Genomic DNA, 15,599 nt, shown 5'->3' on the forward strand with positions numbered 1-15,599 from the left:
GTCGGAGGCGGTGCTGTCAGAGGCGGGTGATGCGGACGCCGTCGGCGGGCCCGGCGGTGACGAGCGAGCGGTCGGGGACGCGGCGCCACGCGGGGTCGCCGTCCGGCGGCTCGGAGGCGATCTGGACCGCGTCCCCGCCCTCGCGGACGAACAGGGAGTCGCCCCAGGTCGTGGCGGCCAGGGCCGTCCCGTCCGAGGCGAGCAGGTTGTAGCGGCCGGGGGCCAGCGCGGTGATCGCGGTGACGACGGCGGCGAGGCCCTCGCCGAGCGCCGCGCCCTCCCGCCAGTTCCGGACCGCGAGGGCGAACAGCGGCGCGGAGTCGACGGGCGCGCGGGCGTCGGGGATCTCGGCGATGTCCCCGGCCAGCTCCCGCAGCTTGGACTCGACGCCGCCGTAGCCCTCGATCTTCCCGTTGTGGCTGAACAGCCACGGGCCGGCGCGGAACGGCTGGGCGCACGACTCGTCCACGGGGAACCCGACGGTCGCCGACCGCAGCGCCGCGACCGCGCACGACGCGCGGACGGCCCCGGCGACCTCGCGGAACGACTGGTCGGTCCAGATGGGCTGGGCGCGGCGGAACCGGACGGCCTCGCCGTCCTGGTACCAGCCGACGCCGTACCCGTCGGCGTTGAGGATGGCGCCCTGCGTCATGCGCGGCGCGTACGACTGGGTCTCCAGCGAGTGCTCCCCTTCGTAGATGAGGGAGTGCAGCGTCCGCTCGGGCCCCAGGTAGGCGAGATGGCGGCACATCTAGCGCGCCTCCCCGGCCGCCGAGCGGGCGCAGCGGAACCCGGAGAAGATCTGCCGGCGGATGGGGTAGTCCCAGTTGCGGAACGAGCCGCGTATGGCGAGGGGGTGCGTGGCCCAGGATCCGCCCCTCAGCACCTTGTAGTCGGGTCCGAAGAAGGCCTCCGAGTACTCCTTGTAGGGGAACGAGCGGAAGCCGGGGTACCCGTGGAAGTCGGACGACGTCCACTCCCACACGTCCCCTAGCAGGCGCCTCACCCCGTACGCCGACGCTCCGGCCGCGTAGGAGCCCGTCTCGGACGGACGGAGCGAGCGCTGTCCGAGGTTGGCGCGCCCCTCCTCGTAGACGTCGCCCCAGGGATAGCGGCGCGACCGTTCCGCGACGGGGTCCCAGCGGGCGGCCTTCTCCCATTCGGCCTCGGTCGGCAGCCGCTTCCCCGCCCACCGCGCGTACGCGTCGGCCTCGTACCAGCACACGTGCTGGACGGGTTCGCCTGGCGGGACGGGTTCCGTCCGCCCGAAGCGACGCCGCGACCACTGTCCCCCTTCACGCTCCCAGAAGGCGGGGGCGCGCTTGCCGCCGCTGTTGCGCCACTCCCACCCGGCCGGGTCCCACCAGCGCGGGTCGTCGTAGCCACCGGCCTCGATGAAGGCGGTGTAGGCGGCGTTGGTGACCGGTTCCACGTCGATGTAGTACGCGGGCAGGTCGACGAGGTGCACGGGACGTTCGTTGTCGTACGCCCACGGTTCGTCCGAGGTCCCCATCTGGAAGGGGCCCGCCTCGATGAGCACCTCGTCCGCGCCGGACGCCTCGCCGGGGACCTGGAGTGGCTCCGCCTTGGGGTCGAGCAGGGCGGGGGCACCGCGGCGCAGCTGGTGCGTGGCCAGCATGGTCTCGTCGTGCATGTGCTCGTGCTGGACGACCATCCCGTACACGAACCCGCCGGACGTCAGCGGGTCCGGGGTGTCGAAGCGCACCGACGGCAGCGAGTCGAGCACCTTGGAGCGGACCGTGCCGAGGTAGGACCGCGCCTCCTCCGGCTTCAGCAGCGGCAGCGCCGGCCGCTCCGCGCGCGGATGCTCGAACGCGTCGTACAGGTCGTCGATCTCGGGGCGCATCGCCTCCTGCCCGGTGGCCGCGCGCAGCAGCCACAGCTCCTCGTAGTTGCCGACGTGCGCGAGGTCCCAGACGAGCGGCGACATCAGCGGCGACACCTGCGCGGTGAGATCGTCCTCGGCGAGGACGTCGGTGGTGAGGCCGAAGCTGCGGTCGCGCACCGCGCCGAGCTCGTCGGCGATCAGTTCCTTCAGGGCGGCCTCGTCGGCGGACGGGCCAGGCGAGCTCATGTCGGATCCTCCAGCGGACGTGTCGGGGGGCCGGCGGGGCGGTCGTCGGCGGGACTGCGGCCTCGCAGGACGTACCGGACGGCGTACTCCTCGACCAGCGGGACGAGCCCGGGCGCGCCGAGCCGCGGAAGCGCGTCCAGCACCGCCGCGAAGCACGCCCGCGCGGCCCTGGCGAGGGCGGGGTCCGACAGTCCGTGCCGGGCGGCCTGCGCCCACCGGTGCGCCACGGGTTCGGCCGCGGCCTCGGCGGCGCGCGAGGCGGCCGGGTCGTCCAGCAGGGCCGTGGCGACGGCGACCGGGACCGGCCAGTACGGGCCGGGCAGCGCGTCGATCATGCGCAGCTCCAGCCAGCCGCGCGGCCGCACCGGCGGGAACAGCGTGGACAGGTGGTAGGCGAGGTCGTCCTCGCCCGGCTCGCCCTTGGCCAGCCACTCCAGGAAGGACATCCCGGGGGCGGGCACCCACTGGTCGTCCGGGGTGTGGACGAGCATGACCTGCGCGTCGAGCGCGTACCGCGTCCAGGCCTCGGCGGGGTCGCCGTCCGCCCCGTCCCGCAGCACCGGCAGCGTGCGGCACGGGTCGAGCTCGGTCCAGATGGCCTGCCGGGACGAGCGCATCCCGGTGCGGCGGCCCTCCCGCAGGGGCGAGTTGGCGAACGCGGCGACCAGCACCGGGCCGAGCGCGTGCACGAGCCTCCAGCGGCGGGACGCGTCCGCGTCGTCGGCGCCGATGTCCAGGTTCACCTGGACCGACGCGGTCGAGCACATCATCGCCAGCCCCGCGTCGTGGAAGCCGCCCGCGCAGAAGTAGTCCCGCATGCACGCGTAGCGGGGGTGGTCGGCCTGGAACCGCGGAACGCGGACGGGGTCGACGCCGTGCCCGGCGAGCGCGAGCCCGTCCGGCGCGAGCACGTCCCGCACGTGGTCGATGTCCCGGCCGAGCGAGACGGTCAGGTCGTCGAGCGTCCCGAACGGGGCGGAGCTGAGCTCGAGCTGCCCGCCGGGCTCGTAGGTCACCTTGCTCCCGCCGGCCGGCGGACCGGCCCCGTCGACGAGGGCGCGCACCCGCTCGGCGGGCACGTGGGCCGCCGGATCGCCGGCGTCGACGACGAGCCACTCGGTCTCCGCGCCGACCGTCCCGGGCGGGCCCGTCTTGAAGCAGACGCCGCGAATGTGCTGGTAGACGTCGTCCACTGTGAGCCGGGTCACCATTGACTCCTCCGGTAATTCGATAACGGGTTCGAGTCTTCCCTGCTGAACCGGATCAGAAATCAGCGGTTTTTCAGGAAGTTTCTTAAATCTCCGTGAACGTCACCGTCCGCAGCGGTCCCTGCTACCTTCCGTGCTATTCGACGTGGTGTCCGATCCCTGGCTTCTCATGGGTTGATCAGAGGCGCTAGAGTCCCCCTGGCCAGCGATATGCACGATTTGTCGGAAGTGAAACCGGCCGGAGACGGGGGGCAACATGGGCGGAGACCTGGGCTCGCTCTACGACGCGCACGCCGACCGCCTGTACGCCTACTGCTGGTCGCTGGTCGGCGACCAGCTCGCGGCGGCGGCCGTCGGCGACACGTTCAGCGCGGCCGTGCACCAGCCGCCGCGCGGCGACAGCGTGCTCTGGCTCTACTCGCTCTCCCGGACGGCCTGCGCCGAGCGCGGCGCGTTCACCGGCGAGCCGGGCCTCGGCGCCGCCGCCGGGCGCGGCCCCCTGTTCGCCGGCCCCGACCCGCTGCTGCGCGCCGCCGGAAGCCTGCGCTCCGACCACCGCGAGGTGCTGCTGCTGTCGGCGGGCGAATGGCTCGAACCCCACGACATCGCCCGCGTCCTCGGCCTCGCGCCGGACACCGTCCTGCAACTGCTCAACGCGGCGCGGACGCGGCTGGAGCGGGCCGTCCTCGACATCCTGATGCGCGGCGCCACCGAGGCTCGGCTCGACCTCATCGCGGCGTTCGAGAAGGGGCGGCTGCCGCGGCTGCTCGCCCAGCGGGCCCCCGCTCACGCGCCCGGCTGGCTGCGCGACCAGGTCCTCGCGGCCTGCGAGGAGGAGGCCGCCCGGCCGCTGCCGAGCGTCATCTCGCCGAGCCCCCTCGTCGTGATCGGACCCGCGCGGCCGGACCGCCGCAAGCGCGGCGCCTCCGGCCCGCTCTCCAAGGGCCTCGGCGCGGTCGCGGGCGTCGCCGCCTCGGCCGCCGCCGTCATCGGGCTGCTGGTGTCCTGGCCGGCGGCCAAGGGCGGCAGCGCCGCCTCGCTCACCCCGACGGCGAGCAAGGGGCAGACGCACCCGGCGTCCACGTCGAGCCACGGCGTCCCGCAGGACCCGGCGCCCGGCCTGACCGGCTCCGAGCGCGCCGACGGCGGGTCGCGGAACCCGGTGACGACCGCGTACGGCACGCCGCCGCGGCAGGCGGGCGGCTCCCCGGCCGGCGGGGCGGCGCCCGCGCCGCCCGCGACGTCGCCGTCGAAGGAGCCCGCCCGCGCGAAGCCGCCGGCCTCCGGCACCCCCTCGAAGCCGGAGCAGCCGTCCACGCCCCCGGACGACACGACGCCGACCACTCCCCCGGACACGCCGTCCGACCCGCCGACCCCGCCGGACGACGGGTCCGCCGACCCGACGACGCCGCCGCCGACCGGCACCCCGTCCGACCCGCCGACCGACCCGGGCACCCCGAGCCCGAGCCCCACCTCGAACCCGGCCCCCCAGCCGGGCGGCGAGGGCTGACCGGGGGTCAGGTCTCCGCGGCTCCGGCGGCCGGAGGACCGGCGGGCACCGCGCCGAGCGGCGCGGGCCCGCGGCGGCGTTCGAGGAGCGAGAGCAGCCGGCCGGCGACCGCGCCGGTCAGCATGGCCACCAGGTGGCCGACGGCGGCGACCTCCAGCGTGGACAGGCCGTCCAGCAGGACGGGCACGAGCGCGCACCAGCAGGCCAGCGCGGCCAGCCGGCGGGCCCGGCCGTGCCCGTACAGGAAGGCCGCGACGAGCGCCGCGCACAGCACGTAGGACGGCCCGACGTCGGGGACGGTGCGGATGGAGTCCGACAGCAGGCCCGCCTCCAGCCGCGCCAGCGCGATGCCCTGGCTGATGAGCGTGCCGAGCACGTGCGAGGCCGTGATGAGGGCGACGGCCCGCAGGTTCCCGAATCTCCGGGTGACGGGGAACAGCCCGACCGCCGCCACGACCAGCAGCACGCCCTGCGACCCCTCGGCGACGAACGCCGAGGCGACCATCGTCCCGACCGGGTTGACCGCGAGATTTGCCAGGTTGGTGCTGGCCCAGGCGATCAGCGCATGCCGCGCGCCCGGAGGCAGGATCAGGGCCTGCACCGTCCACATGGCCGCGAACAGTCCGAGGAACGTCAGCGGCATCGGATAGGACCGGAGGATCCGGCCGAGCCTCGCGCAACCCGTCACACCGGCAGCCTAGACCGGGACCTACGCGGCGGCCGCGCCCTCGACCGGAGAACTCCCCCGCCGCACCAGGAGCGCGGCGAGGACCGCGACGAGAGCGACGGCGCCCGCCACGGTCAGGGACGTCTGGAACCCGTCCATGAACGCGAGGTGGCTCCCGGTCGTGATGGCGTCGGCCGCCGGCTTCGACGTGCCGGGCGGTACGGGCGCCACCCCCTGCGAGACGAGCCCGCCCTGTCCTTCGAGCTGACGCGCCGCCGCCCCGGGCAGGCCCGCTTCGGTGAGCCGCCCGAACAGCACGTCCCCGACCTTGGTCGACAGCAGCACGCCCAGCACCGACGTGCCGAGGACGCCGCCGACCTGCGCGGCGGTCTGCTGGAGGCCTCCCGCGACGCCCGCGAGGTGGGCGGGCGCGTTGCCGACGATGGCCTCGGTGCCGGCGACGATGACCATCCCGAACGCCAGGCCGACGAGCACGAACCACGGCCACAGCTGCACGTACGGGGCGTCCACCCCGATGCGCGACAGGCCGAACATCGCGGTCGCGGTGAACGCCATCCCGAGGACGAGCGGCACCCGCGGCCCGAACCGGCTGGTCAGCGCGCCCGCCACCGGGGAGGCGACGATGAACACGCCGGTCATCGGCAGCATCCGCACGCCGGCGTCAACCGGGCTCATGCCGTGCACCTGCTGCAGGTACAGGGTGATGAAGAAGATCGTCCCGAACATCCCGAAGAAGCCGAGCACGATGAGGCCGGTGGCCGCCGACAGCGACACCGACCGGAACAGCCCGAGCGGCAGCAGCGGGCGCTCCACCCGCAGCTCGTTCCAGACGAACGCGGCGAACAGCACGGCGGACGCGGCGAACGACACGAGCGGGACGGCGTCGCCGAACCCGTTCTCGCCGGCCTTGATGAGCCCCCAGACCAGGGCGAACAGCGCGCCGCTGAGCAGCGCGACGCCCGGCAGGTCGAACGAGCCGGCGGCCTCCTCGTCCCGCGACTCGCGGATCACCCACAGGCCGACGAGCAGCGCGACCAGCCCGAGCGGGGCGTTCAGGAAGAACACCGACTCCCAGTTGACGTTCTCCACCAGCAGCCCGGCGACGATCGGGCCGCCGGCGATGGAGATGCCGACCGTGGACCCCCAGATGCCGATCGCGGCGTTGAGCCGCTCGGCCGGGAACGTGTTGCGCAGGAGGGCGAGGCTCGCGGGTTGCAGGAGGGCCCCCGCGAACCCCTGCACGACCCGCCAGAAGATCACCATGCCGAGCCCGCCCGAGAGCCCGATCAGCACCGACGACACGGCGAACCCGACGACGCCCGCGAGGAAGGTGCGCTTGCGGCCGAACCGGTCGGCGATCTTCCCTGCCGGGATCAGCGTGACGGCGAGGGCCAGCAGGTAGGCGTTGGTGACCCACTGCAGGCCGGACAGGTTCGCGCCGAGGTCCTTGGCGATCGCGGGGTTGGCGATGGACACGACGGTCGCGTCCAGACCGACCATCATCACGCCCAGCGCGACCGCGACGAGTGTGAGCCAGGGATGCCCGTGCCCGGCCCTGGCGGGACGGTCGCGCGCCTGGTCGCGCGGGGGTAGGTGGACGGCGCCCGGTTCGAGGGTCTCGGCGCCATGGGGTTGAGTCATCATCGACCTCCGGCTTGGCAGGGCTTCAAACTGTCATGGCATGACAGATGTCGTCAACTGCCCTTCGCATGCATGCGACATGTTTCACGTCACGACAAAGCGGGGTCGACGGACGATCGCCGGGCGATTACAATGCGCGCATGACCGCGACCGCCCCCGAGACCGGCACGTCCGGCCCCGGTTCCCAGCCCCCGGGCAGGCGCGAACGCAAGAAGCAGCGCACCCGAGAGGCGCTCGTCGACGCGGCGTTCACCCTCTTCGCCGAGAAGGGGTTCGACGCCACCACCGTCGAGGAGATCGCCGACGCCGTGGACGTCTCGTCCCGGACGTTCTTCCGCTACTTCGCCTCGAAAGAGGACGTCGCCCTCACCTTCCAGGAAGAGCAGACCCGCGCCGTCCTCGGCAAGTTCGCCGAACGCCCGCCGGACGAGCCGATCATGACCGCGCTGCGGCACACCGTGGTGGAGATCGCGCGGGCGTGCGAGGCCGGCGAGCTCGGCTTCGACACCGGCCGCTTCGAGTGCATGCTCTCGATGATGAGCGACAGCCCGACGCTGATGGCGGGCAGCCTGGAGCACGCCCAGAAGAAGCAGGCGCTGCTCACCGAGGTCATCGCCGAGCGCATGGGCCTCGACCCCGCGAAGGACCTGCGCCCCCACGTCGTCGCCGCCGCCAGCACCTGCGCGTTCCAGGCCGCCGCCGACGCCACCCGCCGCCTCGGCGGGACGTTCGCCACGCTGTCGGAGACCGTCGACCAGGCCTTCGCCATCCTGGAGAACGGGCTGAACGAGCCCGCCCCGCCGCGCGACTGACCCGCCCGCGGCACGGCCCGGCCCGCGCCGGCCTGCGACGACACACTCACCCTGTGTGTGCGCGGCGCCGGCGCGGGTACTTGTCGTGCGGTGCCGGGGGACGCCGCGTCCCCGCACGGACGAGGAGGGCGACATGGCTCCGAAGCACCCGCCCCGCGCCGGGCGCGGCGGCCGCGACCTGGAGGTCAATCCGATCTTCACGCGGGAGCCCCTGACGGTCCCGCGGTACCGGCTGCCCGCCGGGGAGATGGAGCCGTCCACCGCCTACCAGGTGGTCCACGACGAGCTGATGCTGGACGGCAACGCGCGGCTGAACCTGGCGACGTTCGTGTCCACGTGGGCCGAGCCGGAGGCTCGGATGCTGATGGCCGAGTGCGAGGCCAAGAACATGATCGACAAGGACGAGTACCCGCGCACCGCCGAGCTGGAGCTGCGCTGCGTGCGCATGCTCGCCCGGCTCTGGAACGCCGGCGACCCGCACCACGCGGTGGGGTGCTCCACCACCGGGTCCAGCGAGGCCGCGATGCTCGGCGGCCTCGCGCTCAAGCGCCGCTGGCGGGAGCGGCGGCGGGCCGCGGGCGAACCGGCGGACCGCCCCAACCTCGTCATGGGCGTCAACGTGCAGATCTGCTGGGAGAAGTTCGCGAACTACTTCGAGGTCGAGCCCCGCTACGTGCCGATGGAGGGCGACCGCTACCACCTCGGCGCGCGGGAGGCCGTGGAACTGTGCGACGAGAACACCATCGGCGTCGTCGCCGTCCTCGGCTCCACGTTCGACGGCAGCTACGAGCCCGTGGCCGACATCGCGGCCGCGCTCGACGACCTCCAGGCGCGCACCGGGCTCGACGTCCCGATCCACGTCGACGGCGCGTCCGGCGCGATGATCGCCCCGTTCCTCGACCCGGACCTGCTCTGGGACTTCCGGCTGCCCCGGGTCGCCTCCATCAACACCTCCGGCCACAAGTACGGGCTGGTCATGCCCGGCGTGGGCTGGGCGCTGTGGCGGGACGAGGAGGCCCTGCCGGACGACCTCGTCTTCCACGTCAACTACCTCGGCGGCGACATGCCGACGTTCGCGCTGAACTTCTCGCGCCCCGGGGCGCAGGTCGTCGCCCAGTACTACAACTTCCTGCGGCTCGGCTTCGACGGGTACCGCCGCGTCCAGCAGACGTGCCGGGACGTCGCCACCCGGCTGGCCGCCGAGATCGACGGGCTCTACCCCTACTACAGGCTCACCGGAGGCGGCGACCTCCCCGTCTTCGCGTTCCGCGTCCGGGAGGACTTCGACGGCTTCACCGTCTACGACGTCTCCGCCGCGCTGCGCGAGTCCGGCTGGCTCGTGCCCGCCTACAGCTTCCCCGAGAACCGCACCGACCTCGACGTCCTGCGCGTCGTCGTGCGCAACGGGTTCGGGCACGACCTCGCCGAGCTGTTCATGGACGACCTCCGCCGCACCACGCTCCGGCTCCGCTCCCAGAAGCAGCCCCACCGCGACCCGCGGCAGGCCAGCGGCTTCGCCCACGGCGCCGAACCCAAGAAGGTCCAGGCCAGGAAGGTCTGACGGGCGGCCGGCGGGCCGCCCGTCACACCCGGCCGGCTCCGGGCCGGTGCGTCAGCGGGGCGCCCGGGGCAGGCCGAGCCCGATCATCGCGATCAGCTCGCGCTGGATCTCGTTGACGCCGCCGCCGAAGGTCAGCACGAGCGCGCCCTTCGCGAGCCGGTCCTGGGCCTCCATGAACGCCGCCGTCTCGGGGTCGCCCGGGTCGCCGTAGCGGGCCAGGACGTCCCCGACGATGCGGCCGACCTCCTGCATCCGCTCCGAAGCGTAGATCTTGGTGGCGGACGCGTCGGCGGCGCCGAGCCAGCCGAGGTCCTGGTTCGCCGCGACCTGCCAGTTGAGGAACTCGTTGGCGCGCAGGTAGGCGTACACCTGCGCGACCGCGCGGCGCACGGCCGGCTCCTCGATGAGCGGGCGGCCGCCCGGTCCCGCGGTCGTGCGGGCCCAGCGCGCGAACCGGACGTGGGTGTGCCCGATGTTCCCGGCCGGGCCGAGCGTGACCCGCTCGTGGTTGAGCTGGTTGACGATGAGGTCCCAGCCCTTGTTCTCCTCGCCGACCAGCATGTCGGCCGGGACCCGGACGTCCTGGAAGTACGTCGAGTTGGTGTGGTGCGCGCCGTCCATCGTGATGATCGGCGTCCAGGAGAACCCCGGGTCCTTGCAGTCCACGACGAGCATCGAGATGCCCTTGTGCTTCTTGGCCTGTGGGTCGGTGCGGGCCGCGAGCCACACGTAGTCGGCATGGTGGGCGCCCGAGGTGAAGATCTTCTGGCCGTTGACCACGTAGTGGTCGCCGTCCCGGACGGCGGTGGTGCGCAGGGCCGCGAGGTCGGTCCCGGCGCCCGGCTCGCTGTAGCCGATCGCGAAGTGGCACTCGCCGGCGAGGATGCGCGGGATGAACTGCTCCTTGTGCGCGTCCGACCCGTACTGCAGGATCGTCGGCGCCACCGAGTTCAGCGTGATCAGCGGGTAGGTGACCTCCGCGCGGGCGATCTCCGTGGCGAAGATCGTCTGCTCGACCGGGCCGTAGCCGCGGCCGCCGTACTCCTTCGGGAGCGCGACGCCGAGCATCCCGTCGCGGCCGAGGCGCCGGCAGTGCTCCAGGTAGGGCGGGCCGAACGGGTCGGCGCGGATCGCGGCGCGCTGCTCGGCGGTCAGGCAGTTCTCGAAGTACTCGCGCAGCTCGGCGCGCAGCCGCTTCTGCTCGTCGGTCAGGTCGATGAACATTCAGGCCTCCTGGGCGATGAGGGCGCCGAGCGCGTCGAGACGGTCCTCACCGCCGCCGAGCAGATGCCCGCAGTGCTTGCCCCAGGCGAAGTACCGGTGCAGCGGGTAGGTGATGTCCAGGCCGATGCCGCCGTGCAGGTGCTGGCAGGTGTACAGCGCCTTCACCACGGGGTCGCACGCGTTGTAGGCGGCGATGGCGAGGACCTCCTCGGCGTCGCCCGCGCCCTGCGCGAGGCGCCACACGCCCGCCCACACGGCCACGTCCAGCGCCCGCTTGGCGATGTAGACGTCCCCGATCTGCATCGTGACCGCCTGGAACTGCGCGAGCGCCCGGCCGAACTGCTCGCGCGTCTTCGTGTACTCCTTCGTCAGCTCCAGCGCGCCCTCGATGACGCCGGACGCGACGGCGACCGCGCCCGCGACGGCCGAGCGGCGCAACGTGTCCCAGGCGGCGCCGTCCGCCGTCCCGCCGAGCAGGGCGTCCGCGCCGACCCGGACGCCGTCCAGGGCGACCCGCGACAGCGGCTCGGACGTCGCCGACGGCTGCCCGGTGATCATCACGGCGGCGGGTTCCACGAGGAAGACCCCGACGCCACCGCCCTCGACGCGGGCCGGGACGAGGATCCGTGACGCCTCCCGCGCGTACGGGACGAACGTCTTCACGCCGTCCAGCACATGGCCGTCGCCGTCCGCGCGGGCCGTCGCCGCGATCTCACCGGCCGGGCCGACCTCGCGGTAGGCGCCCGTCAGGATCGTCGCGCCCTCGGTGAGCGGGGCCAGCAGGGCGCGCTGCTCCGGCGTCCCGTGCGCCCCGATCGGGACGGCCGCCAGCGCGAGCGAGGCGTACACCGGGACGGGCGCGGTGCGGACCCCGACCTCCCGCAGGATCACCGCCAGCTCCACCGGCCCGAGCCCGGCACCGCCGGCGTCCTCGGGCAGGACGACGCCGAGCAGCCCCGCCTGCGCGAGCGCCTTCCACGTCACGTCGTCATAGGGCGCCTCGCTCTTCTCGAACGCCTCCAGCCGCTCCTGCGCGGCCTCCCGCGCGAGCACGTCCGCCGCGAGCCCCCTGATCTCTCGCTGGGTCTCGTCGAGGTCGAAGTCCACTCATCCGCTCCCTTCCAGCAGGTGCAGCCGGCCGCGGCGCTCGAACTCGGCCCGCAGCGCGGCCGCGTCCGCCGCGCTCATCGGGCGGTAGTCCAGGTCGCGGCCGGGCCGCCACCACACCGGGTCGTCGGTGCGCCAGGCGTCCCGGGCCAGCCGGCGCTTGAGGATCTTGTTGGAGGCGGTCGCGGGCAGCTCCCGCGCCACCCGCACGTACCGCGGGATCCACTTCGGGCCGAGGTCGGCGCGCCCGCGCAGGTACTCGGCGAACGCACCCGGGTCGAAGTCGTCGGCGGCGACGGCGAGCATCACCTGGTCGCCGGACGCCTCGTCCGGGACCCCGTACACGGCGAGCTGCCGGACCCCGGGCAACTCCGCCAGAACGCGTTCCACCTGCACGGCGCCGAAGTTCTCGCCGTCCACGCGGAGCCGGTCGCCGCTGCGGCCGGCGAAGAAGATGTAGCCGTCCGCGTCGGCGTAGGCGAGGTCGCCGCTCCAGAACATGCCGTCGCGGAGCCGGTCGGGGGCGTCCTCCTTGTAGTACCCGTCGAACAGGCCGAGGTCGCCGGTGTTGACCAGCTCCCCCACGGCCTCGTCGCCGTTCACCAGCCGTCCGGCCCCGTCGAACACGCCGGGAGGGCACGGCCGTCCCGCCGGGTCGAGGATCGCGATGCCCTCGGTCAGCCTCCCCAGCGCGCCCTGCGGGCCGAACGGGTCGGGCGCCAGCGAGATCGCGGTCTCCGTCGAGCCGTAGCCGTCGATGACGAAACACCCGAAACGCTCGCCGAACGCCTTCTGCTCCAGCGGCGCCGCCTCGTTCCCGAAGGCGAACTGCAGTGGATTGTCGGCGTCGTCCTCTCCCTCCGGCGTGGCCAGCACGTACGAGAGGGCTTTGCCGACGTAGTGCAGGTAGGTGCAGCCGTGGGCGCGCGCGTCCGGCAGGACGGCCGACGCCGAGAACCGGGAGCGCAGCACCAGCTCGGCCCCGGCGGCCAGCGCCGGCGCGTACGCCGCCATGACCGCGCCCGAGTGGAACAGCGGCATCGGGCAGTAGACGACCGCCTCCGGCGACAGCATGCGCCCGGCGAGCATCTCCCCCGGCACGGCCACCTTCCGATGGGTGACGCGGACGGCCCGCGGCCGCCCCGACGTCCCGGAGGTGAAGATCAACATCAGCAGGGTCCCGGGGCCGGTCGCCGCGGCGCCGGGCAGCGGCGAGCCCGTGTGGGGCGCGACCAGCTCACCGAAGGCGTCCACGTCCACGACCGGGAGCCCGAGCGCGGCGGCCTTCCCGGCGTACCGCGGCTGGGTCAGCACGAGATCGCAGTCGGCGCGCTCGGCGTCGCCCGCCAGCTCGGCGCCGCTCCGCGTCGGGTTCAGCGCCACGACCACCGCCCCCGACAGCGCCGCGCCTCCGAGGAGGAACACCACCTCGGGAAGGTTGTCGAGGAGCACACCGACGTGGACCGGCCGTTCGGGACGCGCCTCGCCGCGCAGCCACGCCGCGCGGGCCGCGCACTCGGCCACGACCTCCCGCCACGTCCAGGCACGGCCGTCGTCGGCGGACCGCAGCCCGGGGCGGTCGTCGTCCGCCCGCGCCTCCAGCAGCGCCGCGACGCTCACCGGCCCACCTCCCCGATCCGTCCCACGGCGAAAAAGTAGAACAGATTCTACTAAGTGTCCAGAGGGACGATCTCTCCCGTCCACGACCCGGTTCGCCTGGGTGTCATGGGAAACCGGACGGGCATGGGGCACCGGGGACGAGATCGCGATGAACCGATCAGATAACAGGTTCTCGCGAGAGCGGTACCCTGGGGAGGACGCGTCGGGCGACCGTGCCCGCACAGAAGGGAAGGCGACCGTGACCGCAGAGCCGACAGTGACCGGGGACGAGACCCGGGGTCAGCCGGGCGGCCAGGGCGTACGCTCCCGCAGCCAGCACCAGCGGCGCAAGCGTATCGTCCAGGCGGCCGCGGCGCTCGCATCGCGCGGCGGGATCGAGGCGATGCAGATGCGCACCGTGTCCGAGCGCGCGGGCGTCGCCCTCGGCACCCTCTACCGCTACTTCCCGTCCAAGATGGACCTGGTCGTCGCCGTCGTCAGCGAGGAGCTCGACCTCCTGGAGGGCAGCATCGAGCGCCGCCCGCCCCGCGCCGGCGGCGCACCGGACCGCGCCGTCGAGGTGCTGATGCGCGCCACCCGCGGCCTGATGCGCGAGCCGGAGCTGGCCGAGGCGCTGATCCGCTCCCTCCTCCTGTCCGACGTCAAGACCGACTTCGGCGACCGCATGAGCGAGCTCCTCCTGCGCGCCGCGTCCGGCCCGCCGGAGGACATCCCCGCCGAGGACCCCCGCCGCCTCGTCGCCCGCGCCCTGTCCGGCATCTGGACGATGGAGATGATCGAGATGCTGCGCGGCAACGCCACCGCCGAGGAGATCCAGGCCCGCCTGGAGATCACCGCCTCCCGCCTCCTCATCGACTGAGCGACACGGGAGCGAACGCAGAGTCACCGCTTTCCCATGTGCCGCCCGCCCCTTCCCCATTAGCCTTGGACCCGTCAGAGCCCAGGACGAACAAGGGGTGCCAGTGACCGGACAGGAACCGATCCTCAGCGACGGGGTCATCATCGAGTTCATCGATGGCAAGGACGTCCCCGTCCAGCACAAGGACTTCGGTGAGCGGGCCGTCGTGATGCGCGACGCCAAGAACCCGGAGGGCCCGATCCTCTACTTCACCGAGGCCGAGTGGGACGCCTTCATCGCCGGCGTCAAGGACGGCGAGTTCGACGACCTCCTGGAAGACCCCACCGAGGCCCCGTGACCGGAAAACGCCCCCGGCCACCACCGGGGGCGTCCTCACCTGACGACCGGCAGACGGCTCAGCCGAACAGATCGTCGACGCACTCGACCTTGATGGCGCGGACCAGCCACTGATCCAGCAGCTGCTCGTCAGTGCAGGCCAGGATCTGCTCCCGCACCTCGTCCGACACCGACAGCCCCCGCGCATCGAGGACCTTCAGCACCGACTTCGCCTCGCCCTTGACCTCGCCCTTGGCCTGGGAGCGCAGGAAGAGGTCGCTCTTGAACTCGTAGTCGACGATGTCAGTTTTCACAAGTTCCTCCAGGATGCGACGCGCGGCCTTCGGCAGCGCGTTGAGCACGAGGTCAGTGTATAGGTCGGCATTCTCGCGGCCCGCGTTCTCGATGGTGACGAGGGCGGCATGAATGATCTCTATCGCCTCCCGGTCGGGAGGGGTGACGTTCGCCAGGGCGCCCACGATGGCCATCTCAGGTGCCTGTGCAGCCTGCTCGGTACTGGCGACGAGTGGGCCGACTCCGGGACCGACCACCAGTGGCCGGAGGTCGAAGCCCGGATGGCCGATCTTGATCGGTTCGCGGGCCCAGTCGGCCACCGGGCGTTCGGGGCAGATGACGAGCAGGTAGCACGGGCAGCGCGTCCTGGCTTTGAGGGTGGTGAGGTAGACGGGCCACGAGCGGCGCTTCGCCGGATCCTGGCGCTGCTGGACCTCCACGACGACCGCCATGCTGGGGCGAGCGGAGTCGCCTTCACAGATCTCGATGACACTGTCGGCCCGGTAGGCGGTCGGAGCGATATTGGTGAACTCTTCCGAGGCCGTCCTGATGACCAGGTCCGTCGAGAGTTCGATGCGAAAGGCGGTTGTAAGTAATTGGGCCACGACTTCCGGGTTGTCCCGAATGATCTGGATGGGCCCTTCGTGTTTGGCTGAGACCATGCA

14 protein-coding genes are annotated in these 15,599 nt (G+C 72.9%); 5 read left to right on the plus strand and 9 right to left on the minus strand.

Annotated elements, in window-relative coordinates; translation table 11 throughout:
- Positions 1-16: 16 nt before the first annotated feature.
- From egtC to egtA, 3 genes are read right to left on the minus strand one after another with little or no spacing between them, the layout of a single operon-like run.
- Positions 17-751, minus strand: a complete 735-nt coding sequence (egtC, locus tag BJY14_RS10785; protein WP_179843481.1) for an ergothioneine biosynthesis protein EgtC — start codon at positions 749-751, stop codon at positions 17-19.
- Positions 752-2,095: an ergothioneine biosynthesis protein EgtB gene (egtB, locus tag BJY14_RS10790; RefSeq protein WP_179843482.1), complete on the minus strand. Its 1,344-nt coding sequence runs from the start codon at positions 2,093-2,095 to the stop codon at positions 752-754.
- Positions 2,092-3,303, minus strand: coding sequence for an ergothioneine biosynthesis glutamate--cysteine ligase EgtA (gene egtA / locus BJY14_RS10795; RefSeq protein ID WP_179843483.1), 1,212 nt, complete (start codon positions 3,301-3,303; stop codon positions 2,092-2,094). The genes egtB and egtA overlap by 4 nt, the downstream gene beginning before the upstream one ends.
- Positions 3,304-3,559: 256 nt before the next feature.
- On the opposite strand from egtA, the gene BJY14_RS10800 reads away from it, so the two are divergent.
- Entirely contained in the window at positions 3,560-4,813 is a 1,254-nt protein-coding gene (locus tag BJY14_RS10800; protein ID WP_179843484.1) for an RNA polymerase sigma factor, read from the plus strand.
- Positions 4,814-4,820: 7 nt separating this feature from the next.
- On the opposite strand, the gene BJY14_RS10805 is transcribed toward BJY14_RS10800, so the two are convergent.
- Positions 4,821-5,501 (minus strand): rhomboid-like protein, encoded by a 681-nt coding sequence (locus BJY14_RS10805; protein ID WP_179843485.1) that lies wholly within the window; start codon positions 5,499-5,501, stop codon positions 4,821-4,823.
- A 21-nt stretch (positions 5,502-5,522) separates the two neighbouring features.
- The gene (locus BJY14_RS10810) at positions 5,523-7,142 is read right to left on the minus strand and encodes an MFS transporter (protein WP_179843486.1); all 1,620 of its coding nucleotides are present in this window, start codon (positions 7,140-7,142) and stop codon (positions 5,523-5,525) included.
- A gap of 140 nt (positions 7,143-7,282) precedes the next feature.
- Here BJY14_RS10810 and BJY14_RS10815 point away from each other — a divergent pair, with 140 nt between their 5' ends.
- Positions 7,283-7,954, plus strand: a complete 672-nt coding sequence (locus tag BJY14_RS10815) for a TetR family transcriptional regulator (RefSeq protein ID WP_179843487.1) — start codon at positions 7,283-7,285, stop codon at positions 7,952-7,954.
- A gap of 133 nt (positions 7,955-8,087) precedes the next feature.
- Positions 8,088-9,515 (plus strand): glutamate decarboxylase, encoded by a 1,428-nt coding sequence (gad, locus tag BJY14_RS10820; RefSeq protein WP_179843488.1) that lies wholly within the window; start codon positions 8,088-8,090, stop codon positions 9,513-9,515.
- A gap of 51 nt (positions 9,516-9,566) precedes the next feature.
- On the opposite strand, the gene BJY14_RS10825 is transcribed toward gad, so the two are convergent.
- The 3 genes from BJY14_RS10825 to BJY14_RS10835 are packed head-to-tail and all read right to left on the minus strand — an operon-like array spanning position 9,567 to position 13,466.
- Complete coding sequence (locus BJY14_RS10825) at positions 9,567-10,739, minus strand: acyl-CoA dehydrogenase family protein (RefSeq protein WP_179843489.1); 1,173 nt, start codon at positions 10,737-10,739, stop codon at positions 9,567-9,569.
- Complete coding sequence (locus tag BJY14_RS10830) at positions 10,740-11,846, minus strand: acyl-CoA dehydrogenase family protein (RefSeq protein WP_179843490.1); 1,107 nt, start codon at positions 11,844-11,846, stop codon at positions 10,740-10,742. It abuts the gene before it with no gap.
- On the minus strand, positions 11,847-13,466 hold the full coding sequence (locus BJY14_RS10835) for an AMP-binding protein (RefSeq protein WP_179843491.1): 1,620 nt from the start codon (positions 13,464-13,466) through the stop codon (positions 11,847-11,849).
- 238 nt (positions 13,467-13,704) lie between these two features.
- Here BJY14_RS10835 and BJY14_RS10840 point away from each other — a divergent pair, with 238 nt between their 5' ends.
- Positions 13,705-14,325 carry a TetR family transcriptional regulator gene (locus tag BJY14_RS10840; protein ID WP_258943421.1) on the plus strand — a complete coding sequence of 207 codons (621 nt, stop codon included), beginning with the start codon at positions 13,705-13,707 and terminating at the stop codon, positions 14,323-14,325.
- Between the two features lie 103 nt (positions 14,326-14,428).
- Positions 14,429-14,662, plus strand: coding sequence for a DUF397 domain-containing protein (locus BJY14_RS45065; protein WP_089314270.1), 234 nt, complete (start codon positions 14,429-14,431; stop codon positions 14,660-14,662).
- A gap of 58 nt (positions 14,663-14,720) precedes the next feature.
- Here BJY14_RS45065 and BJY14_RS10850 read toward each other — a convergent pair whose 3' ends face one another.
- On the minus strand, positions 14,721-15,596 hold the full coding sequence (locus tag BJY14_RS10850) for a hypothetical protein (RefSeq protein WP_179843493.1): 876 nt from the start codon (positions 15,594-15,596) through the stop codon (positions 14,721-14,723).
- Positions 15,597-15,599: the final 3 nt, after the last annotated feature.

This window comes from Actinomadura luteofluorescens, from assembly GCF_013409365.1.
Classification (GTDB): domain Bacteria; phylum Actinomycetota; class Actinomycetes; order Streptosporangiales; family Streptosporangiaceae; genus Spirillospora; species Spirillospora luteofluorescens.

Coding starts and splice junctions, on each gene's coding strand:
- BJY14_RS10850 (WP_179843493.1), bottom strand. CDS start 15,596: ATGGTCTCAGCCAAACACGAAGGGCCCATCCAGATCATTCGGGACAAC.
- BJY14_RS10825 (WP_179843489.1), bottom strand. CDS start 10,739: ATGTTCATCGACCTGACCGACGAGCAGAAGCGGCTGCGCGCCGAGCTG.
- egtB (WP_179843482.1), bottom strand. CDS start 2,095: ATGAGCTCGCCTGGCCCGTCCGCCGACGAGGCCGCCCTGAAGGAACTG.
- gad (WP_179843488.1), top strand. CDS start 8,088: ATGGCTCCGAAGCACCCGCCCCGCGCCGGGCGCGGCGGCCGCGACCTG.
- BJY14_RS10810 (WP_179843486.1), bottom strand. CDS start 7,142: ATGACTCAACCCCATGGCGCCGAGACCCTCGAACCGGGCGCCGTCCAC.
- BJY14_RS10800 (WP_179843484.1), top strand. CDS start 3,560: ATGGGCGGAGACCTGGGCTCGCTCTACGACGCGCACGCCGACCGCCTG.
- egtC (WP_179843481.1), bottom strand. CDS start 751: ATGTGCCGCCATCTCGCCTACCTGGGGCCCGAGCGGACGCTGCACTCC.
- BJY14_RS10815 (WP_179843487.1), top strand. CDS start 7,283: ATGACCGCGACCGCCCCCGAGACCGGCACGTCCGGCCCCGGTTCCCAG.